The organism is Ruegeria sp. H3, assembly GCF_056533095.1.
On sequence record NZ_JBQFOD010000002.1, the window covers coordinates 196,393 to 217,749 of the forward strand.

Annotated in this window: 20 protein-coding genes; 11 read left to right on the plus strand and 9 right to left on the minus strand. The window is 59.6% G+C overall.

Going from position 1 to position 21,357, the window contains the following annotated elements:
* Positions 1 to 16: 16 nt before the first annotated feature.
* The 4 genes from ACR0JE_RS03565 (at position 17) to ACR0JE_RS03580 (ending at position 4,898) form a co-directional block, all read left to right on the plus strand.
* A complete protein-coding gene (locus ACR0JE_RS03565) occupies positions 17 to 1,624 on the plus strand; it encodes a peptide chain release factor 3 (protein WP_480863030.1) in 1,608 nt (535 codons plus the stop codon).
* Positions 1,625 to 1,673: 49 nt separating this feature from the next.
* On the plus strand, positions 1,674 to 2,429 hold the full coding sequence (locus ACR0JE_RS03570) for a hypothetical protein (RefSeq protein WP_480863032.1): 756 nt from the start codon (positions 1,674 to 1,676) through the stop codon (positions 2,427 to 2,429).
* Positions 2,426 to 3,355, plus strand: a complete 930-nt coding sequence (locus ACR0JE_RS03575) for a glycosyltransferase family 2 protein (protein ID WP_480863034.1) — start codon at positions 2,426 to 2,428, stop codon at positions 3,353 to 3,355. The genes ACR0JE_RS03570 and ACR0JE_RS03575 overlap by 4 nt, the downstream gene beginning before the upstream one ends.
* A 184-nt stretch (positions 3,356 to 3,539) precedes the next feature.
* Positions 3,540 to 4,898 (plus strand): DEAD/DEAH box helicase, encoded by a 1,359-nt coding sequence (locus ACR0JE_RS03580; RefSeq protein WP_480863036.1) that lies wholly within the window; start codon positions 3,540 to 3,542, stop codon positions 4,896 to 4,898.
* Here ACR0JE_RS03580 and ACR0JE_RS03585 read toward each other — a convergent pair.
* Genes ACR0JE_RS03585 through ACR0JE_RS03595 form a run of 3 tightly spaced genes read right to left on the minus strand, consistent with a single transcriptional unit; the run spans position 4,895 to position 6,917 of the window.
* The gene (locus ACR0JE_RS03585) at positions 4,895 to 5,797 is read right to left on the minus strand and encodes an EamA family transporter (RefSeq protein WP_480542673.1); all 903 of its coding nucleotides are present in this window, start codon (positions 5,795 to 5,797) and stop codon (positions 4,895 to 4,897) included. The two genes, ACR0JE_RS03580 and ACR0JE_RS03585, sit on opposite strands and share 4 nt — an antisense overlap.
* A gap of 21 nt (positions 5,798 to 5,818) precedes the next feature.
* Positions 5,819 to 6,721: a fatty acid desaturase gene (locus ACR0JE_RS03590; RefSeq protein WP_480863038.1), complete on the minus strand. Its 903-nt coding sequence runs from the start codon at positions 6,719 to 6,721 to the stop codon at positions 5,819 to 5,821.
* The gene (locus tag ACR0JE_RS03595; protein ID WP_480542669.1) at positions 6,714 to 6,917 is read right to left on the minus strand and encodes a DUF2061 domain-containing protein; all 204 of its coding nucleotides are present in this window, start codon (positions 6,915 to 6,917) and stop codon (positions 6,714 to 6,716) included. The genes ACR0JE_RS03590 and ACR0JE_RS03595 overlap by 8 nt, the downstream gene beginning before the upstream one ends.
* A gap of 108 nt (positions 6,918 to 7,025) precedes the next feature.
* Between ACR0JE_RS03595 and ACR0JE_RS03600 the strand changes: the two genes are divergently transcribed.
* Positions 7,026 to 7,898 (plus strand): helix-turn-helix domain-containing protein, encoded by an 873-nt coding sequence (locus tag ACR0JE_RS03600; protein WP_480863041.1) that lies wholly within the window; start codon positions 7,026 to 7,028, stop codon positions 7,896 to 7,898.
* An 85-nt stretch (positions 7,899 to 7,983) separates the two neighbouring features.
* Positions 7,984 to 8,166: a hypothetical protein gene (locus tag ACR0JE_RS03605; RefSeq protein WP_353006831.1), complete on the plus strand. Its 183-nt coding sequence runs from the start codon at positions 7,984 to 7,986 to the stop codon at positions 8,164 to 8,166.
* 6 nt (positions 8,167 to 8,172) lie between these two features.
* On the opposite strand, the gene ACR0JE_RS03610 is transcribed toward ACR0JE_RS03605, so the two are convergent.
* The 3 genes from ACR0JE_RS03610 to bcoG all read right to left on the minus strand — a co-directional run bounded on the left by ACR0JE_RS03610 (position 8,173) and on the right by bcoG (position 11,429).
* A complete protein-coding gene (locus ACR0JE_RS03610) occupies positions 8,173 to 8,934 on the minus strand; it encodes an SDR family oxidoreductase (RefSeq protein ID WP_480863042.1) in 762 nt (253 codons plus the stop codon).
* Complete coding sequence (locus tag ACR0JE_RS03615) at positions 8,931 to 10,394, minus strand: carnitine 3-dehydrogenase (RefSeq protein WP_480542663.1); 1,464 nt, start codon at positions 10,392 to 10,394, stop codon at positions 8,931 to 8,933. The genes ACR0JE_RS03610 and ACR0JE_RS03615 overlap by 4 nt, the downstream gene beginning before the upstream one ends.
* 117 nt (positions 10,395 to 10,511) lie before the next feature.
* Entirely contained in the window at positions 10,512 to 11,429 is a 918-nt protein-coding gene (gene bcoG, locus ACR0JE_RS03620) for a 3-dehydrocarnitine:acetyl-CoA trimethylamine transferase BcoG (protein WP_480542661.1), read from the minus strand.
* A 131-nt stretch (positions 11,430 to 11,560) separates the two neighbouring features.
* Between bcoG and ACR0JE_RS03625 the strand changes: the two genes are divergently transcribed.
* Positions 11,561 to 12,547, plus strand: a complete 987-nt coding sequence (locus ACR0JE_RS03625) for a GlxA family transcriptional regulator (protein ID WP_480543007.1) — start codon at positions 11,561 to 11,563, stop codon at positions 12,545 to 12,547.
* 71 nt (positions 12,548 to 12,618) lie between these two features.
* Here ACR0JE_RS03625 and ACR0JE_RS03630 read toward each other — a convergent pair whose 3' ends face one another.
* Genes ACR0JE_RS03630 through ACR0JE_RS03640 form a run of 3 tightly spaced genes read right to left on the minus strand, consistent with a single transcriptional unit; the run spans position 12,619 to position 15,628 of the window.
* Positions 12,619 to 13,665, minus strand: a complete 1,047-nt coding sequence (locus ACR0JE_RS03630) for an aldo/keto reductase (RefSeq protein ID WP_480863045.1) — start codon at positions 13,663 to 13,665, stop codon at positions 12,619 to 12,621.
* 34 nt (positions 13,666 to 13,699) lie between these two features.
* Positions 13,700 to 14,158: a DNA polymerase III subunit chi gene (locus ACR0JE_RS03635; protein ID WP_480542657.1), complete on the minus strand. Its 459-nt coding sequence runs from the start codon at positions 14,156 to 14,158 to the stop codon at positions 13,700 to 13,702.
* A gap of 3 nt (positions 14,159 to 14,161) precedes the next feature.
* Positions 14,162 to 15,628, minus strand: coding sequence for a leucyl aminopeptidase (locus ACR0JE_RS03640; protein ID WP_480863047.1), 1,467 nt, complete (start codon positions 15,626 to 15,628; stop codon positions 14,162 to 14,164).
* Positions 15,629 to 15,857: 229 nt separating this feature from the next.
* Here ACR0JE_RS03640 and lptG point away from each other — a divergent pair, with 229 nt between their 5' ends.
* From lptG to pdxA, 4 genes are read left to right on the plus strand one after another with little or no spacing between them, the layout of a single operon-like run.
* The gene (gene lptG, locus ACR0JE_RS03645; RefSeq protein WP_480863227.1) at positions 15,858 to 16,958 is read left to right on the plus strand and encodes an LPS export ABC transporter permease LptG; all 1,101 of its coding nucleotides are present in this window, start codon (positions 15,858 to 15,860) and stop codon (positions 16,956 to 16,958) included.
* Positions 16,958 to 19,117, plus strand: coding sequence for an LPS-assembly protein LptD (locus tag ACR0JE_RS03650; protein ID WP_480863049.1), 2,160 nt, complete (start codon positions 16,958 to 16,960; stop codon positions 19,115 to 19,117). The genes lptG and ACR0JE_RS03650 overlap by 1 nt, the downstream gene beginning before the upstream one ends.
* On the plus strand, positions 19,108 to 20,361 hold the full coding sequence (locus ACR0JE_RS03655) for a peptidylprolyl isomerase (protein ID WP_480863051.1): 1,254 nt from the start codon (positions 19,108 to 19,110) through the stop codon (positions 20,359 to 20,361). Before ACR0JE_RS03650 ends, ACR0JE_RS03655 begins: the two co-directional genes overlap by 10 nt.
* Positions 20,358 to 21,323 carry a 4-hydroxythreonine-4-phosphate dehydrogenase PdxA gene (pdxA, locus tag ACR0JE_RS03660; RefSeq protein ID WP_480863053.1) on the plus strand — a complete coding sequence of 322 codons (966 nt, stop codon included), beginning with the start codon at positions 20,358 to 20,360 and terminating at the stop codon, positions 21,321 to 21,323. The genes ACR0JE_RS03655 and pdxA overlap by 4 nt, the downstream gene beginning before the upstream one ends.
* Positions 21,324 to 21,357: the final 34 nt, after the last annotated feature.

Genomic DNA, 21,357 nt, shown 5'->3' on the forward strand with positions numbered 1-21,357 from the left:
GCCTATACGCGCGCTCATGCTTGATACCGCCTCGAACCAACCTAGCCTGCCGCCCGAGATCGCCCGGCGCCGGACATTCGCCATCATCTCGCACCCGGATGCGGGTAAAACGACGCTGACCGAGAAGTTCCTTCTGTACGGCGGTGCGATCCAGATGGCGGGACAGGTGCGGGCCAAGGGTGAGGCGCGGCGCACGCGGTCGGACTTCATGCAGATGGAGAAGGATCGGGGTATCTCGGTCTCCGCATCGGCAATGTCGTTCGACTACGGGGATTTCCGGTTCAATCTTGTCGACACCCCCGGCCACAGTGATTTCTCGGAAGATACCTATCGCACGCTGACTGCGGTGGATGCCGCCGTGATGGTGATCGACGGTGCGAAAGGTGTGGAAAGCCAGACGCAGAAACTGTTCGAGGTCTGTCGCCTGCGCGATCTGCCTATCCTGACCTTCTGTAACAAGATGGACCGCGAAAGCCGCGATACGTTCGAGATCATCGACGAAATTCAGGAAATGCTGGCCATCGACGTCACGCCTGCCGCATGGCCCATCGGAGTGGGCCGCGACTTCATCGGCTGCTATGACATGCTGCGCGACCGGCTTGAACTGATGGACCGCGCCGACCGCAACAAAGTAGCCGAGAGCATCCAGATCGACGGTTTGGACGATCCTAAACTGGCGGAACACGTGCCCGAACACCTGCTGGAGAAGCTGCTGGAAGAGGTCGAAATGGCGCGCGAGTTGCTGCCTGCGCTCGACCCTCAGGCGGTGCTTGAGGGGCATATGACCCCGATCTGGTTCGGCTCGGCGATCAACTCGTTCGGAGTGAAGGAACTGATGGAAGGCATCGGCGCCTATGGCCCGCAGCCCCAGATCCAATCGGCTGAGCCACGCCAGATCTCCCCGGACGAAAAGAAGGTCGCCGGTTTTGTCTTCAAGGTGCAGGCCAATATGGACCCAAAGCACCGCGACCGGGTGGCCTTTGTGCGCATGGCCTCGGGGCATTTCAAACGCGGCATGAAGCTGACCCATGTGCGGTCGAAGAAGCCTATGGCGATCTCGAACCCTGTGCTGTTTCTGGCATCCGACCGGGAACTGGCCGAAGAAGCCTGGGCCGGCGATATCATTGGCATCCCGAACCACGGGCAACTGCGCATTGGCGATACGCTGACCGAAGGCGAAGCGATCCGCGTGACCGGTATCCCGTCCTTTGCACCGGAACTGCTGCAGACCGTCCGCCCGGGCGATCCGATGAAGGCCAAGCATCTGGAAAAGGCGCTCATGCAGTTTGCCGAAGAAGGTGCGGCCAAGGTGTTCAAACCCTCGATCGGCTCTGGCTTTATCGTCGGCGTCGTTGGCGCGTTGCAGTTCGAAGTGCTCGCCAGCCGGATTGAGATGGAATACGGCCTGCCTGTGCGGTTTGAGGCGTCTCAGTTCACCTCGGCCCGCTGGGTCAGCGGTGAGAAACCCGAGGTTGAAAAATTCGTCAACGCCAACAAACAGCACATCGCTCATGACCACGACGGCGACATTGTCTATCTGACCCGCCTGCAATGGGATATCGACCGCGTCGTGCGTGACTATCCGGCGCTGAACCTGACGGCCACCAAAGAGATGATGGTTTAAGACAAAGGGTTGATTGCACAGCAGACTCAGGCTGTGCAATCCTGCAGGTATGAGCGATGACGACCTGACCTTTCCCGGCGGCCTGCCCGACATGCTGGATGGCTATGACAAGCGCCGGACCCCGTTTGAGTTCGGCGCGAACACGCTGCCCCCGCTAGAAGCAGACCTTGAGGCACTGGCCGGACAAACCGTTCCGCAAAGCGCAACTGAATTGCCGCCTTTGGATGTACAGTCCTCATGGGATCGCAAACGCGTGAAAATCGCGGAAGAGTTCATAGGACGGTCAGAACTCGCCTTTCTGAACGCCCAACTTGTTGCAAATCTGCGCAAACGATCGTTCCCGCGCCAGGCCCCCGATCTGTTTCAGCGGCTCTGGGCTGAACAATCCGCGCATCTTCTGTCTGTGCTGGACCTGCGCTGGCTCGTCTCCTCGTTCCAGACCTTCGCCGATCACGGGCAAACCCCAACACAGCGCGAGGTCGGGCAAGCCCTGCGCATGCTGTTTGGGTTGATGAAGATTTACGAATACGAACGCCTGTTTTCCGGCACGGCGCCAGAAACTGCCTATGGATCGCGCAACAAGGTCCACACGCCCTTGCCCCTGCAAATGAAATCATTCTCTTTGGATACCGGCGGGCTGGATACCAATCTGATCGCGCCCATCTGGACCAAAGCCCTGAATGACCCGACAATCGCGCCGCTCGCCGATCATTTGTTTACAGCGTTAAACGCCGATCCCGGCACCGTATTCCGTCGACTAAAACACATGCGCAACCGCCGCGCGACGCTGCGGTCCCGCACATGACCCGTTGGGGTATCGTCTCGATGGTCCGTGGCCGGGCCGAGGATATCCTCGGCTTTGCGGCGCATCACCTCGATCTGGGGGCGGACCGGCTTTACATCTTTCTGGACGAACCGAACCCGGCTGCCTTTCAGGCGCTCAGCCAGCATCCAAAGGTGCAGGTGCAGTCGTGCGATGATGCATTCTGGTCAAAACGCACGCGCGGACGCCCGGACAAGCACCAGATTCGCCAGACCTTTATCGCGACCCATACCTATCGACGTGCGGATTTGGACTGGATGGCCCATATCGATGTGGATGAGTTTTTGTGGACGTCAGAGCCCGTCGCGGATGTGCTGGCTACAGTCCCGCAAGATATCCCGGCGGTCCGCGTGCGGCCGTCAGAGGCGATATCAGGCGGTGATGACCTGTATAAGGCGCATATCCCTAAAAGCCCCACCCGCGAGGCGCTTGTGCAAGAGATCTATCCAACATATGGCGCCTTTGTGCTGGGCGGGTTCCTGAGTCATGTGCAGGGAAAGTTGATCGTGCGTACAGGGCTGGAAAACCTCAGCTTTCGAATACACAACCTGTTTCAGAACAAGAATCTACTGCCCTGCAAGCACGAACAGCCTCAGTTTGAACTCTGCCACCGTCACGCACCGGATTGGGATCACTGGATCGCGCATTACGATTTTCGGATGACCAGAGGGTCTTACCAGCCCGGCATGTCGCCCAACGTGCCGCGCGAAAAAGGTGGCTTGAACAAGAATGAGTTGTTCAGCTGGATCAAGGATGAACAAGGCATGGACGGTCTGCGCGCCTTCTATGCCGAGATCAGCGGTCAGGACCCTGACGTGCGCACGCGGTTGGAACGTTACGGCCTGATCCGGCACAGGCCATTGAACCTGAGCCAGAAAATCGCACAACATTTCCCCGGAAGTGGCTGAATTGTTGCGTAGAATCCCGCATTGACGCCGTGCATGTGTGACAGGCTGGTCTTTGTTTGACCCTGACCTACCTTTTTGTTATGTCCGCGCCCAAGCCGAAATGCGCAAAAAGCGCATGGCCATCCGGGCCCGGCATTTTTCAGACGCGCGGGCCAGGTCAAGTGTCCGCATGAACCGGACATACATGACAAAGTTTAACGAACTGAACCTGAACCCGAAGGTCCTCAAAGCCATTGAGGAAGCCGGATACGAAAGCCCCACTCCGATCCAGGAAGGCGCGATACCACCTGCGCTTGAAGGGCGCGATGTTCTTGGGATTGCGCAAACCGGCACGGGTAAAACCGCCAGCTTCACGCTGCCTATGATCACCCTTCTGGCCCGTGGCCGCGCCCGTGCGCGCATGCCGCGCTCGCTGGTTTTGTGTCCGACGCGGGAACTGGCCGCGCAGGTGGCTGAGAATTTCGACACCTATGCCAAGAATGTAAAGCTGACCAAGGCGCTGTTGATCGGCGGAGTCAGCTTCAAGGAACAAGATGCGCTGATCGACCGGGGCGTCGACGTTCTGATTGCCACACCGGGCCGTCTGCTGGACCATTTCGAACGCGGCAAGCTGCTGCTGACCGGCGTGCAGATCATGGTGGTGGATGAGGCCGACCGGATGCTGGATATGGGCTTCATCCCTGATATCGAACGCATCTTCTCGCTCACGCCGTTTACCCGCCAAACGCTGTTCTTCTCGGCCACCATGGCCTCGGAGATTGAGCGGATCACCGACACGTTCCTTTCGGCCCCCGCCCGGATCGAGGTTGCCCGCCAGGCCACCGCGTCCGAGACCATCGAACAGGGTGTCGTCATGTTCAAAGGCGGTCGACGGGATCGCGAGGCCAGCGGAAAACGCAAGGTTCTGCGCGCACTGATCGACGCCGAAGGTGACAAGTGCACCAACGCGATCATCTTCTGCAACCGCAAGACGGACGTGGATATCTGCGCCAAGTCACTGAAGAAATACGGCTATAACGCCGCTGCGATCCATGGCGATCTGGATCAGTCGCAGCGGATGAAAACGCTGGATGGCTTCCGTGATGGGTCTTTACGCCTGCTCGTGGCCTCTGATGTCGCCGCACGCGGCCTGGATATTCCGTCGGTCAGCCATGTGTTTAATTTCGACGTGCCCGGTCATGCCGAAGACTATGTTCACCGCATTGGCCGTACAGGCCGAGCCGGACGCGAAGGCAAGGCCGTCACGATCTGCTCGGGTCGTGACGAAAAGGCTCTGGATGCGATTGAGAAGCTGATCCAGAAGGATATTCCGCGTATCGACAATCCGGTGAAGGAAGAGCCCAAGCCAGAGGTGTCAAAGCCCGAGAAAAAGACCCGATCCTCAGACGACAAAAAGCACGACCGCAAGAAGGATGAGCGCAAGCAAGACAAGCCTGCCAAAGGGCGTGGCCGTCGGGACGACCATGGCCCAAAGGTTGTCGGCATGGGCGACCATCTGCCCAGCTTCATCGCGCTCAGCTTCGACGAGCGTCGCGCCAGCTAGATCGCCAGCACCAGCGCCAGTATCGAGATACCCAGCAAGCCCATCCCGGCGATTTCGCGCCGGCTGATTGTCTCACGGAAGAACAGGATCGAAGCCAAAAGGCTGAGGATTAGCTCTACCTGCCCTAGTGCTTTGACATAGGCCGCGTTCTGCAGCGTAAAGGCCAGAAACCAGCAGAACGACCCGCCTAGGCTGGTCAATCCAACGAAGACGCCGGTAGATCGTGTCTCCCAGACGGCCAGCAACTCGGCTCGATCCCGCCAGAGCAGCCATAGCCCCATGCTGAGAAACTGAAACGTGACCACCGCCGCCAGAGTGATCAGGGCGCGGAACCACGCGTCGATGTCACCAAGCTCCAGTGATGCACCGCGATAACTGACGGCCGAGAATGCGAACAGAACGCCTGAGCCAAGGCCAAGTTGCGACGCGCGGTTGGTCAAATGACGCCACCACGCTCCGTCCCCGCCCGGTGTTTTGGACAGCACCAGAACCGCCAACAACCCCAGCAGGATCGCACCAAGCGCCCCGGCAGAAACCTCATCCCCAAGCACCAGAAACCCGACGATTGCCGTTTGAATCACTTCGGTTTTCTTAAAGGTGATCCCAACTGCAAAATTGCGTTGTTTGAACAGGGCCACCACGCAGATGGTCGCCAAAATCTGCGCCGTCCCGCCAATGGCTACGAATAGCCAGAACTGTGCGGTCAGGGATGGTATCGCAGCCTGCGTCACCCACAGCGTGACGAGCAGCCCTAAAACCGCCAATGGCATCGAATAGGCAAACCGTGCAAAGGTTGCGCCGGCGGCGGATAGTTTCACGCTGCTGAGCGACTTCTGCAGCATGAACCGCACCGTCTGGAACGAAGCGGCGGCGATGGTAACGGGAATCCATAAACTCATGGCGTCCCTTCTGTCGTGAAATCAGGGCTTTGGCCAGAGCGGATGCGCCACCGGATCTTTCGCGCGCCAGAAGTATTCTTTGAAAATCTGCGCGTATGAGCGATAGACATAGGCTTCGTTGCAAGCCTGATATCGGTCTTTCCCTGCCTGATAGAGTGCAGGCAGACGGTACCATGGGGCCGAAGGGTTCATGTGATGAACAACGTGCAGGTTGTTGTTCAAAAACAGAAAGGCTAGCAGCCCGCGGTCTTCGACAATCACCGTCCGAGCGCGAGATTTCTCATGCGCACGGTGTTCCAGAAAGGTCCGGATTTTGACCAGACCCAGCCCGATGTAGGCTGATAGGACAAAGGCCCAGATCGGCATCGCCGATTGCGCGACCACCCACAAAACCACCGCTACGCCGGGGATATGCATCGCCCAAGCCAGAAGTATCGCTCGGTCCCCTCGGATCATCCCCTGCCATTCATCGCGCAGAAACATTACTTGTCCGATTGCGGGTCCCAGCACGATCCGGCCCAGAAGCGTATTGTTGGTCACAAACAGCCGCTTTTGCCACCACAACAATCGCGCCCAAACTTTAGGGTCCAAATAGTTCGTTTCGGGGTCGTCATAGGGGTCTGTCAGGTTGGCATCCTGATGATGCGCCAGATGCAGATCGCGGAAGCGGTTAAAGGGGATGAACAAAGTCAGCGGCAGGGTCATCAGCGCCTCGTTCAGCCATTTGGCGCTAAACGGATGCCCATGCAATGCCTCATGCGTCAGTGAGGAATGCAAGGCAGCAACCAGACCTAAGGCCGGGATGGCCAGCCATAGGGACCAGGCGGCCAGCCAGAACAAACCCGCCAACCAGGTGGCGTAACAGGCTACAATCAGCGCAAATGTCCCCCATTCAGGCGTTTTAGGCAGCGTTGGTTCAGCCATTGCGGCCCCACGTAATCCCTGCCCAGACCCGTTCATACGCGACATACATCGTCACACCGATGGCCGTATTGACCAGTGCCAACGCGCCGCCAACAGCCGCTGACCCGGTGGCTATCAGACCGACCACAGTCATGACCGCCAACCCCATCACATTCCAAATCAGTGCCTTCACGACCGATCTTTGCCGCGTCTCCATTCCGGACCCCGTTTTTATTGTTCTCACAAAAGCGTTACCTACGGGGTGGCCTGTTGGGAATTCTGAATATGATTAACAAAATTCATCAAATGTGATATTTTCGAACACATGGATGAAAAACTCGACAAACGCGTGCGCGCTGCGCAGTTTCGCCTACGCTTGGCCCGCGCGATGGAAGACCGCCAAACCAGCCAAAGCGCCCTGGCCCGCAGCATTGGCGTGGACCGGTCTACCGTCTCGCAACTGCTGGCGGATGACGGCGCGCGCCTGCCCAATGCCCATGTGATTGGTGGCTGCGCAGCAGCACTGGGGGTTTCGGCCGATTGGCTTCTCAGCCTATCAGACCGACCCGAGAGCGCGGCGGAACTGTTGGCCGGGTCCCTCAGCATGACAGAGGCCCCGCGCGCATTGGTGGATGAACGGATTTTCCAATGGCATCAAGAGGCTGCGGGCTACAAGATCCGCTATGTCCCGGCCACCCTGCCCGATATGCTCAAGACCCGCGCCGTGCTGGAGTGGGAATACGCCCCGCATCTGGGCCGCACGGCGGATCAGGCAATTGGGGCCTCCGAGGATCGCCTGTCCTGGATGCGCAGCGCACAATCGGATTATGAGATCGCGATGCCCTTGTTCGAAATGCGCAGCTTTGTCCTTGGTGAAGGCTATTACGAAGGCCTACCGCTGGAAGTTCGGCTGGAGCAGATCGACCATCTTCTGGCTTTGTGCGAGCAGCTCTACCCGCGTCTGCGGATCTATCTGTTTGACGCAAAACGTTTGTATTCTGCGCCGGTGACGATCTTTGGCCCGCTGTTGTGCGTCTTCTACGCCGGCAGCCACTATATGGCGTTCCGCGACCGGGACCGGATCGAGGTGTTTACCCGCCATTTCGACACGCTGATCCGAGAAGCCGATATGACCGCCCGTCATTTCCCCCAGCATCTGCGCGAATTGCGGGCCGAAGCTGAAAAGGCAACTGTTTAAGGGAATCCCCCAATCGTGCGATCCGACTGGCCGTGTAGTATAGTGACTGCGCGAACCCTCAGACATTCCACGGAGGATGACCGAAATGGACGCACTCAAAACAGCGCAATATGCACGTGCCTTGTACTCGGTTCATGGAGACCGGGCCGAGGCGGAAGCCGCTCAAAAGATGCGCGAATCTGAAGCTGCTGGAAACGCACAGCAAGCCAAAGACTGGCAAGCCGTCCGCAGCACGATCCGCCAGATCAGAGGCCCGAATCAAGGCTGATCCAAGTCAGAGTTTCGGGTCGGGATTGACCGTATGTCCGTCCACGGCGATGACCTGACCCGAAACCAGCCGTGCCGCATCCGAGGCCAGAAATACCGCCATATCAGCAATATCCCGCGCTTCAACAAAACGACCCATCGAGGTGCCCGAAGCATAGCCCTCGTAGACCTGATCGCGCGTCATGCCCTTGGCGGCGGCCTCGCGCTGCAAGACCCCTTCCATGCGTGGACCTTCGACAGAACCGGGGCAGATCACGTTACAGCGTATGCCATGTGGTCCAAGCTCCATCGCCAGCGTCTTACCCAATCCAACCATCGCCCATTTCGCGGCGGCATAGGGCGAGCGGTTCGGATAGCCGTATTGTCCCGCCGTGGAAGACGTGATCAAAACAGCCCCGCGCGCCTGTTTCTTGAGCATGGGAACCGCATATTTCGAACACAGAAATGCCCCTTCAAGATTGATCGAAAGGCAATTTCTCCAATCACTTAAAGACACATCCTCAACCAAGGCCGTCGGCCCGGCGACGCCCGCATTGGCACAAAGCACATCAAGCCCGCCCCACGCCTTGGTAATCTGGTCGAACAAATCAGCCACCTGCGCCTCATCCGAGACATCGGTTTTGCATGTCTGCCAGTTTTCCGGGCAGCTATTCAGCGCCGCATCGTCGATATCGACAACCCAGACCTGTGCTCCTGCTGCATCAAATGCCTCGGCCATCGCGCGCCCGACGCCCGAGGCACCCGCCGTGATCAGAACCCGCTGCGTCATACGGGTTTCCGGATCGCGGCACCTGCCCCCTCGGGATAAGGCAGATCGGCTTGCGCCTGGGTAATCCGCGCCATCGCATCCTCGATCTGATCCGAAGGTGCTGAGGGGCGTCGTGTTTCAAGGTCGACATGCAACAGGAAACTCTCGCCCGTCGCCAAAAGCTTGTCGCCCTCATACATGCTGTGGAACACGTGAAGTTTCTTGCCTTGGCCCAACAGCATCTGGGTGCGCACTTCGATCCGGGCTCCGGCATGGGTTTCGTCCAGATACCGGATATGGTTCTCGGCGGTGAAGTAGCTTCCGCCGGAGGTGATGTACTCCATGTCACATCCGATGATTTCCATGAAGCGGTCCGTGGCGGCGGCAAACGCCTCCAGATACTTCGCCTCATTCATATGGCCGTTATAGTCGGTCCAGTCCAAAGGAACCGCGCGCGACAGGGTCAGGATCGGCTGGCTCAGGTCAGCCTGATCCAGTGTCGGCAAAGCACCGGGTTTCAGCGCCGCGTCGTGCTGGTTTAGAACGGCCCCTGCGCCGTAATTTTGCGCCTTAAGCGCGCGCATCATGCCGACAAGGTTGTTATCGCGGATACGCTCCAGCTCACGGATCGAGTGCATCCCCGACTGCGCATCGGACTGATCGGCAATCAGATCGACCAATTCATCGGTAAACTCAGGCACGTCCATGAGTTTGGTCCAGGGCCATTTCAGCGCGGGCCCAAACTGCGCCATGAAGTGCCGCATGCCAGCTTCGCCACCTGCCACGCGATAGGTCTCGAATAGTCCCATTTGCGCCCAGCGAATGCCAAAGCCCATGCGGATGGCCTCGTCGATCTCTTCGGTTGTGGCGATACCATCCTTGACCAGCCACAGCGCCTCGCGCCAGACCGCCTCCAGGAAACGATCCGCGATATGCGCGTCGATCTCTTTTCTGACATGCAGCGGGAAGAATCCGACCGATGTCAGTACATCCTTGGCCTTGGAAACCATCTCGGGCGGGTTCTTGTCGGTGGGCACCAGTTCGATCAATGGCAGCAGATAGACCGGGTTGAACGGATGCGTCACCACGATCTGCTCGGGGCGCAAGGCGTCGTCCTGCAATTCCGAGGGTTTGAACCCGCTGGTCGACGAGCCGATGATCGCCTCAGGATCACAGGCCTCTTGTAGGCTTTTGTAAACCTTCAGCTTAAGGTCCAGCCGCTCTGGCACGCTCTCTTGAATCCAAGTGGCATCCCGAACAGCCTCCGCAATGTCCGCATGAAACGTCAGCGCGCCTTCAGGTGGCAGCGGCACATCGCTCAGCCCCGGCAACGAGCGCCGTGCATTGTCCAGAACCTCACCGATTTTACGCTCGGCCTCGGGGTCCGGGTCAAACACACGCACGTCCCAGCCATTCAGCAAGAACCGCGCGGCCCAGCCGCCGCCAATAACTCCGCCACCAATGATCGCTGCGGTTTTCATTGCCCTGTCCTCCAAATTTCCCGCCGGGTTCGCACCCCGAACCCGGCCGCGCCCGACCCTCCCCACGGGAGGGCGCATTCGCACCCTCCTAGGATCGGTCGCGGCCTGGTGTTGTACCTACTTCGTCACCGGTGCCCGTTTCACCAGCCCTAACTTCTCACGCACTTCTTCAGGTCCAATCACCCGTGCGCCCATATTTTCGATGATCGACCCGGCCCGTTCGACCAACTGCCAGTTCTCAGCCAACACACCCTTCTCGAGCCACAGATTATCTTCCAACCCGACACGCACATTTCCGCCCGCCAAAACCGAGGCCGCCACATACGCCATCTCGTTCCGACCCAGCGAGAAGGCGCTGAAGGTCCAGTCATCAGGGACGTTGTTCACCATCGCCATGAAGGTGTTCAGATCATCCGGCGCGCCCCAAGGCACGCCCATACACAGTTGCACCAGAGCATTCGGCTCCAGAACACCCTCTTTCACCAACTGCTTGGCAAACCAGAGATGGCCGGTATCAAAGGCTTCGATCTCGGGCTTCACACCCAGATCGGTCATCATCCGCCCCATTGCCCGCAGCGCGCCGGGCGTGTTGGTCATGACATAGTCTGCTTCGGCAAAATTCATGGTACCGCAGTCCAAAGTGCAAATCTCGGGCAAACATTCAGCCACATGCGCGACCCGTTCACTCGCACCAACCAGATCGGTTCCGGCCTCTGCCAAAGGCAGCGGAGTCTCAACACCGCCAAACACCATATCACCACCCATACCCGCAGTCAGGTTCAGAACGGCATCAACCTCGGCATCCCGGATGCGGTCCGTCACCTCGCGATACAGCGCCAGATCGCGTGAAGGCGCACCGGTCTCGGGATCGCGCACATGGCAATGCACCACTGCGGCCCCCGCCTTGGCCGCCGCAATCGCGCTCTCGGCAATCTGCTTGGGCGAGCGCGGCACATGCGGGCTGCGATCCTGCGTTCCGCCCGAACCGGTTACAGCACAGGTGATAAAGACCTCGCGGTTCATTTCCAAAGGCATGTTGTTTTCCCCACGTTATACCGGGTTTCACGCCAGGTTTTCCCCAGACTTCTCCCCGGTTATCGATTTGCGTTGCGCGCAAGTCTGGCGCAGCTTTGGAAAAATACTTGCCAGAATACGAATCGAACTTGATGAAATCCGCAAAAAACATCTTGGAACCTGAGCATCGTGCCCTGAAAACAGCGGTGCTGGTGCTGGACGAATGCAACACGCTCAGCTTTGCCTCGGCTGTCGATCCGATGCGCGCGGCAAACCGACTGGCGGACCGGCCTGCTTTTGACTGGGACTATGTGACCGCAACATCGGACCCTGCGATGCTGACCAGCGCGCTGCACGTCCCGGGCACCCCGTTGGCCCGCCTGCAAAGCTGCGATCTGATGATCGTTGTGGCCGGGTTCCAACTGGCTCGCCATGCGACACCCAGCCTGCTGGCCGGTCTGCGTCGCATCGCAGGCACCGGCGCGGCTATGGCCGGGATTGATGGCGGGCCGTGGCTGCTGGCCGAGGCTGGCCTTCTGAATGGTCACGCCGCCACCACCCATTGGGAAGATCTGGATAATTTCGCCACCCGTTTCCCTGACATCGACGTCCGCCCAGACCGCTTCACCGTGTCCGGCAATCGGCTGACCTCGGGTGGCGCAATCCCTGCGGTCGAGATGATGCTGCACATTATAGCGGCACGTCATGGCGCGGGTTTCGCTGCGCGCGTTTCGGGCCTCTTCCTCTACGAGGGCGCACCCGAACCGACCAAACCCCAAAGCCGCACCGGCGCCCCGCACCGCCATACCCCACTGACATCAAAAGCAAACAGCTTGATGCAGGCCTCGCTCGATGACCCGCTGCCACTTGCATCAATCGCAGATCAGCTGGGCACCAGCCCGCGCACATTGCAACAACAGTTCCGCCTGCGCCTGAACACCACGCCACAGGATCACTACCTGCAACTCAGGCTGGCCGAGGCGCGCCGTCTGGTCTCCGACACTGACATGCCCTTGATGGATGTGGCACTGGCGACCGGCTTCGCTTCGCAATCCAGCTTTGCCCGCGCCTTCCGCACAGCCCATGGCCTGTCGGCCCGCGACCTCAGGCACGAGCGTGCGCCCCACTCCCATCACTGACCGGATCCCTTTCATCTGGCCCAAAATACCTCGGGGGAGGCGCGCGGAACGCGCGGCGGGGGCAGCGCCCCCTAAAACGGCATGGGATGCGCGCGATGGGCCTGCCCGATTTCCTTCAGAACCTCTGATGACAGCACGAGGTTGTCACCGGCCAGAATATGTTCCAACTGCGTCACAGTGGTGGCACCAAAAATGGCCGACATCATAAAGGGCCGGGTCCGGCACCAGGCCAGCGCCATATGGGTCGGGTCCAACCCATGGGTCGATGCCACCTCAAGATAGGCCGCCACAGCGTCGTAAACCCGATCCGAGTCGCGTCCACCCAGTTCGGGCGAGATCGACTTACGCGATCCTTCGGGCACCGCGCCGCCTTGATACTTGCCGGTCAGCAATCCGGTGGCCAGCGGCGAAAACGCCATGAGACCCACATCCTCATGCATACTCAGCTCGGCCATATCGGTGTCGAAATGCCGGCACAGCAGTGAGTATTCATTCTGCACCGACGCCACACGCGGCGCGCCCATCTGCTCGGACAACCGCAACCACTGCGCCGTGCCCCAGGCGCTTTCATTCGACAGACCGAAAGCCCGGATGTTGCCCTTGTCAACCTGCGCCTGCAGCGCCTCAAGACAGCCCCGCATGTTCTCCAGCACCTCATCGGTGTTGTGGCCCGAGGGGGCGTAGTTCCAGTCCTGACGGAACATGTAACTGCCCCGATTGGGCCAGTGAAACTGATAGAGGTCGATATAGTCGGTCTGCAACCGCCGCAGCGATCCCTCGATTGCCTCGGGAATGGTCTGAGCCGAAATCGGCGCGCCATCGCGGGCATGGGCAAACCCTGCACCAGAATGCTTTGTTGCCAGAACATAGTCACCCCGCCGCGCGGCATTTGCCGCGTTCCAGTTCCCCAAAATCTCTTCGGTTCGGCCCACAGTTTCCTTCGAGATCGGGTTGACCGGGTACATCTCGGCGGCATCCACAAAATTAATCCCCGCCCCTAATGCCAGGTCCATCTGCGCATGTGCCTCGGATTCCGAGGTCTGGGTTCCAAAGGTCATCGTTCCCAGACACAGGTCAGACACCATGATGCCGCTGCGGCCCAAAGGCTTCATTTCCATCCGTCACTCTCCTGATTTCTGCAATCGCCTTGCACTAGGCCTCGGCTTTCTTTTCCCAACGGCCCGACTCCTCGGACCAATATTGCGCTGAACAGCCCGCCTGAGTCAGCGTCTTCCACTGGTCGCGCGCATGTTGAACAGCCTGGTCGTCATTGCCGTCGAACAGGATACAGACACGCTCCAGCGCGGTGACCTCATCCGGGGCCACTTCGGCCCCGTCCACCGACATCACGCAGGTGGCCTCATTGCCCGCCTGTTTGTCCGAGGTCAGCAGGATCGGCTGCATCCCATCATGCGGCCCGCCTGCCCGGCCATGGGGCAAGAACCCTTCCTCCGGGCCCAGCCAAAGCTTTTCGTCCAGCCAGTCTAACCGGGCGGGATCAGTACCCCGCACCGCAATCCGCCACCCGGCCTGCTGCGCCTTATCCAGCAGCACCGGCAAAGTGTGCTCCAGCGGCCTTTGGGTCAGATGGTAGAAATAGACGGCGCCCATAGTTTACTCGAAATTGTCCTGCACAAAGCGGCTGAGCGCACGAACACCCCAGCCAGTGGCCCCTTTCGGCGCGTAGGAGGTCTCGGACGCGACCGAGGCCACCCCGGCGATGTCGAGATGAATCCACGGCGTCTCCTCTTTGACAAACCGCTGCAGGAATTGCGCTGCAGTGATCGAACCCGCAGGTCGACCGCCCACGTTTTTCATATCCGCGATACGCGATTTCAGCAGCTTGTCATAAGCATTCCCCAACGGCATCCGCCAAGCGCCTTCATCCTCGGCCTTGGCCGACTTCAGGAAGGCATCACAGAAGGTATCGTTGTTCGAGAATACGCCTGCGTTCTCATGCCCCAGCCCGATGATGATCGCCCCGGTCAGCGTGGCCAGATCGATCATGCCGACGGGTGCGAACCGTTCCTGCGCGTACCACATGACGTCACATAGAACCAAACGCCCCTCGGCGTCGGTGTTGATGATCTCGACCGTGTCGCCCTTCATCGATTTGACCACATCACCCGGCCGCGTGGCGTTACCCGAAGGCATGTTCTCGACCAGACCTACAAGCCCGACCACATTGGCTTTGGCCTTGCGCTTGGCCAGCGCGCGCATCGTGCCGGCGACAACGCCTGCACCGCCCATATCCATGGTCATGTCTTCCATGCCGCCAGCAGGCTTGAGCGAGATACCCCCCGTGTCGAACACAACCCCCTTGCCGACCAGAGCCAGCGGCGCATCGTCCTTGTCGCCCCCGTTCCACTGCATCACCACCACTTTGGACGGGCTGTCTGAACCCTGCCCCACGCAAAGCAAAGTACGCATGCCCAGCTCAGCCAGTTTGACTTCGTCCAGCACTTCGACCTCAAGGCCCAGTGATTTCATCTCGTCCAGACGGGCGGCAAATTCGCTGGTGGTCAGGACATTTGCAGGCTCATTGGTCAAATCACGGGTCATCCGCACCCCATCCGCAACCGCATACATCGGTGCAAACTGGGCCTCGGCCTCTTCGGGCTTGTTGCAAGAGATTGTGACCGAGCCCGCGGCGTCGCTATCCTTTGTTTTATGCGCATCAAAATCATAGCTGCGCAGGGCGATCCCCATCGCCAGATCCTCGGCCCGTGCCTGATTGCCCGCCATCACCAGCATATCGCGCCCGCCCGCCAGTTTGGCCAATGCGGCACCAACCTTGCGCGCCTCATCCGCCTCGGGGCGGCGGGGCAGGACCAGAACATCCAGCGCCTCGGCAGCCATTCCAACCGGCCAGGCCAGCGAGATGACATCGCCGGTTTTTGCCTTGCCAAACGCATCGCTTTCAACCAGCCGGGCAACGGCCCCTTTGGTCAGGCGATTGGCGCGTCGGGCTGCCGGGCTCATCTTGCGGTCCGCAGGAACCACGATGGCAACGCGCCCTTCGGCCTGCGCCATAGCTTCCACGTCGAAGGCTTGAAAACGGATTGGGACTAGACTGCTCATTGCGCGCTCCTGAAACTGTGTTCCCCAAGACCTAGCCCGCGCCGCCCGGCTTGACCAGATAGCAGTTTTCCCTGACCGCCAATTGCATTAAGGTCCCCCAAAAATATCCGGCAGGCTCGGGGGAGACGACAGTGGCACGACAGGGCAGGCATAGACCGTCGCGCATGGGTTTATGCAAAGGCGATATTGGCCTGAACGCCAACGCTGCAAACCCAGCGGGGTCGCGCTTGTGATTTTGGACCGCTATTTCGCTCGCCGCTTCATGCAGAGTTTTCTGGTCATTGGGGGCATCTTTCTGACCCTGATGATTCTGATCGACCTGATCGAACAAGTGCGCCGGTTCGACGAGGTCGATCTGTCTTTTGGCCGCCTGTTGCAGCTGACCTTGCTGAACACACCTGCCGCGATCAGCGAAATGCTGCCCCTGCTGGTGATCCTCGCTACCATCGCACTGTTTGTCGGGTTGGCGCGCACCTCGGAACTGGTGGTAACCCGCGCGACTGGCCGATCCGGCATACGCGCGCTGGTAGCGCCGGTCTTGCTGGCGCTTGTGATCGGGGCCCTAGCCGTGACCCTTCTGAACCCGATCGCAGCAGCCACCTCGGAAGAGTACAACCGCCTTTCTGATTCCTATCGAAACAATGGCAGCTCAGCGCTGTCGATCAGCGGCGAGGGTCTATGGCTGCGCCAAAGCACCGAGACGGGCCAGGCCGTGATACACGCGCGCGGTACAGCAAATGGCGATGAGTTGAAATTGAGCGATGTGACCATCGTTTCATTCAACCCGGACGGAAAACCAACACAACAGATTGCCGCTGAACAGGCCCGATTGATCGATGGCAGCTGGGTCCTGAGCAACGCCAAAGTCTGGAACCTTGAAGATGGCCAGAACCCCGAGACACAGTCGGTTGAGCATGCTCAGCTTGACTTTCCGACGACGCTGACTCGCCAACGTATTCTGGATACGCTGGGGCAACAGGATTCTGTGTCGGTCTACGATTTGCCCCAATTGATAGCGGACCTGCGCGAGGCCGGCTTCTCAACCAAACAATATGAGGTCTGGCTACAAGTCCAACTGGCCCGCCCGTTCTTTCTGGTTTCGATGGTTCTAATCGGCGCAGCTTTTACCATGCGCCATGTACGCTTCGGCGGCACCGGCGTTGCGGTTCTGACTGCGGTATTGTTGGGGTTTGCCATTTATTTCGTGCGCAACTTTGCGCAAATACTCGGGGAAAACGGACAATTGCCCATCTACGTCGCTGCCTGGGCACCGCCCGTTGCCGCCATATTCCTGTCGCTCGGCCTGTTGCTACACGCGGAGGACGGCTGATGCCGCGCATTCTGTCTGCGCTGATGGCGAGCGCCCTGACTGTCACGTCCCCTGCTGCGCTGCTGGCTCAAACTTCACCAGCACCCGCGACCAATCAGGCCACCCAACAGGATGAGCCCGCCCTGTTGGTCGCGGATAAGATATTCATCACGCCCGAACGCGTGCTGGTCGCCGAAGGCAATGTCGAGGCGTTTCAGGGCGATGCCAAGGTCAGCGCGCAGCGTATCACCTTTGACCGCGAAACCGGAAAACTGTCGCTTGAGGGACCCATTCGGATCGATCAGGGCGGACGGACAACCTTGCTGGCAGATTCAGCTGAGCTGGATGATGGCTTGCAAAACGGGTTGTTGATCGGTGCACGAATGGTGTTCGATCAGCAGGTTCAGGTCGCCTCGGTTCAGGCGCGGCGCGCTTCGGGGCGCTACACACAGTTCAGCAAGGTCGCTGCCACCTCCTGCCATGTTTGTGCAAATGGCAAACCTCCGCTTTGGCAAATCCGGGCGCGCAAAGTGACCCATGATCAGTTGGAGCGGCAGCTTTACTTTGAAGGCGCGCAATTGCGCGTACTGGACTACCCGGTCTTCTATTTTCCTTATCTGCGCCTGCCCGACCCAACGCTCGAACGCGCGACCGGGTTTCTGGCACCGTCCTTCCGCAGAACCTCGCAGCTGGGTCTGGGTCTGCAAGTGCCATACTTCATCAAGCTGGGCGACAACAAGGACCTGACGCTGACGCCGTTCGTCTCGGCCAGCACCCGAACGCTGGGCTATCGCTATCGGCAAGCCTTCGTGAACGGGCGCATCCAGTTCGAAGGTGCCTATACCCGCGATGATGTGCAGCGCGATCAGGATCGTGGTTATCTGTTTGCCAACGGCTTCTTCAATCTCAGGAATGACTTCCGGCTGACATTCGATCTCAAGACCACGTCGGACGATGCCTATCTGGCGGATTACGGCCTGCCCGATCTCGACCGGCTGCGCAGTGAGATCGCGCTGACCCGGATCAAGCGCGACACCGCCTTCAGGACCAGCCTGATCCACTATAAAACACTACGCGACAGTGAGGAACAGGATGAGATCCCCTCGCGCGTGTTTGACCTGAACTACGAGAAGCGGTTCTTCCCAAACACGGTCGGCGGCGAAATGCGGCTTGGCTTTGTGGCTCATGCCCATGAACGCACCAGTGACGAGAATGTTGTCGGGCGCGATATCGCGCGCGCGACGTTTGATGCGGAATGGCTGCGCAGCTGGACCTTTGCATCGGGGCTGCGCGCGGATGCCCAGATCGGCGCTGCAATTGATACGTTTAACATCCGTAATGACGACGCATTTCCCAGCAACGTCACGCGCACCACGCCCCGCGCGGCGCTGACCCTGCGCTATCCCATGACACGGCGCGAGCAAACCGGTGCGACCCAGTTTCTGGAACCAATCGTGCAATTCGGCTGGACCGATGTTTCGGACACGGATGTTCCGAACGATGAAAGCACCTTTCAGGAATTCGATCAGGGCAATCTGTTGTCCCTGTCTCGCTTTCCGGCCGAAGATCAGCGCGAAGACGGGGCAACAGCGGTGGTTGGCGTCAATTGGGCGCGTTACAAATCGAACGGATGGCAGGCCTTGGCCACAATCGGTCAGGTCTTTCGCGCCGATGCTGACCCGAATTTCAACCTGACCTCGGGCCTGCAGGGTACCAAATCCGATCTGCTGGTGGCTGGCCAGATTAAAACCGCCAATGGCTGGTCGCTGGCCGGGCGCGGCTTGATCGAAAGCGATTTCAGTTTTACACGCGCCGAGCTGCGCGGCGCCTGGACAGGCGAGTTCAGCGCAATATCAGGCAGCTATGTCTGGCAAGAGCCTGATCCGGCTGAAAATCTGGATGAAGAAGTGTCCGAGATCTGGTTGCGCGGGCGGCACCAAATCGATCAGAACTGGCTGACGCGTGCTTCGGCCCGCTACGATCTTGCCAATTCCGAACCCATCCGCCTGGGGCTGGGTGTGACTTATCAGAACGAATGCGTTCAGTTTAACATGTCCGTAAACAGACGCTTTACCTCAACAACCACTATTGAGCCTTCGACCGAATTCGGGTTTACCGTTACGCTGACAGGATATGCCGTTGAAGGCGGCGGAAAGACGTACAAGAGAAAATGCAGTTGATTTCAGGTTTCTTCAGGTTCCTCCGGGGCGGATGCGCCCGTTCGATCTCATCGGCGTTGGCTGCCGTTGTTTTGGCAGTCTCTGTCCCGCAGGCCAGTGCGCAAAGCCTGTTTTCCCCTGCGATCCGCGTCAATCAGGATATCATCACCTGGTTTGAGCTTGAGCAACGGCTGGAGTTCCTGAACGCGCTGGGTGTGCCGGGTGGAACCGAGGCAGAAGTGCGTCAGGCCCTAATCGACGACCGCCTGCGCCAGCAAGCCATGCGCGAGGCTGGCGTTCAGGCCGCGCCTGAAGATGTCCAGGTGGGTATTGACCAGCTCGCCGCCCGCGGCCAGTTCAGCACTGAACAGTTCCTGCAACTGCTCAGCGAAGCCGGTATCGAGCCTGAAACCGTTCGTGATTTTGTTGCGGATCAATTGTCATGGCGCGACTATATCAGCGCACGCTTCCTGTCGCAGGCCCGCCCCAGCGAAGACGAGATCAACCGGGCCCTTGGTCAATCCGGTGGTGGTGGTCTGCAGGTTCTGCTCTCCGGAATCATTATCCCGGTGAATCAGCAAACCGTTGCTCAGGCGGAGCGGCTGGCAGAAGAAATCTCGCGCCTTGAAGGGTATGACGCCTTCTCGGCAGCGGCAGCGCAATATTCAGCCGCTGACACCCGCAACAATGGCGGTCGTCTGGACTGGTTGAACATCAGTAACCTACCGCCCGCGCTGCAACCCGTGCTTCTGGGCCTCAAAAACGGTGAGATAACGGAACCACTGACCTTGCCCAACGCCATTGCGCTGTTCCAAATGCGCGGCGTGCGCGAAGTCTCAACCGGAGCGCCAAACTATTCCAAGATCGACTATGCGATCTACTACTTGCCTGGTGGTCGAAGTGCGGACGCGCTGGCACAGGCCGCGCGCCTGAGCGAAGAGATTGACACCTGCGATGATCTTTATGGCATTGCCAAAGGACAACCCGCCGACGTGTTGGAGCGGACCGAAGCCGCCCCCTCCGATATCCCGCGCGATATCGCCGTTGAACTGGCCAAGCTGGATCGGAACGAAGTATCGACCACCCTGACCCGCAACAATGGTCAAACGCTGGTGTTTCTGATGCTGTGCAACCGCACCCGCGATCTGGGTGAAGATACATCGCGCGTCGACGTGGCCAACGCCCTGACACAGCAGCGCTTGCAAGCCTTCTCAGAAAGCCTTCTGGAACAGCTACGCGCCGACGCCACTATCGTCGAGCAATGATTGCGCCCATCGCGCTCAGCTGTGGCGACCCGGCTGGAATAGGTCCGGAGATCGCCGCCAAAGCCTGGGCAGAGCTGCGCGATGACTGCCCGTTTTTCCTGATTGGCGATGCCACCCACCTGCCCCCAGGTACGCCGGTCACCCGGATCGCCGATCCGGCTGATGCGCTGGACGCAAGCGCCCAAACACTGCCCGTTCTGCACGTGGATTTCCCGGTCTCCAACATCCCGGGCCAACCGGAACCGGCCAATGCACCCTCGGTTATCGACGCAATCGAGCGCGGCGTTTCTTTGGCTCAATCGGGCGCGGCCTCGGCCCTCTGCACGGCGCCTATCAACAAAAAAGCGCTGATCGACGGGGCCGATTTCGCCTATCCCGGCCATACCGAGTTTCTTGCCGCTCTGGCCGGGCGCCAACATGTGGTGATGATGCTGGCCAGCGCACAGCTGCGCGTCGTGCCGTCCACAATCCACATCCCGCTCGCGCGCGTGCCAGAGGAACTGACGCCGGATCTGCTGACCCAAACCATCGCGCTAACTGCGCAAGGCCTGCAACAACAGTTCGGCATCACACATCCCCGGATCGCCGTCGCAGGGCTGAATCCGCACGCAGGCGAAGGCGGCAAGATGGGCACAGAGGAGCTGGACTGGATCGCTCCGCTACTAGAAAGCTTAGACAGCCCCGACTACACCGTCACCGGCCCGCACCCGGCGGATACGCTGTTCCACGCCGCCGCCCGCGCCCGTTATGACGCCGCCATCGCCATGTATCACGATCAGGCCCTGATCCCGATCAAAACGCTGGATTTCGACCGGGGCGTGAATGTAACGCTGGGCCTGCCTTTCATCCGCACCTCGCCCGATCACGGCACCGCGCTGGATATCGCCGGGCAAGGCATCGCCAATCCCACCAGCCTGATCGAGGCCCTGAAACTCGCCCAACAGATGGCACGCACACCTTGATCCTTCACCTGGCTGAAAATATCCCCGCCGGAGG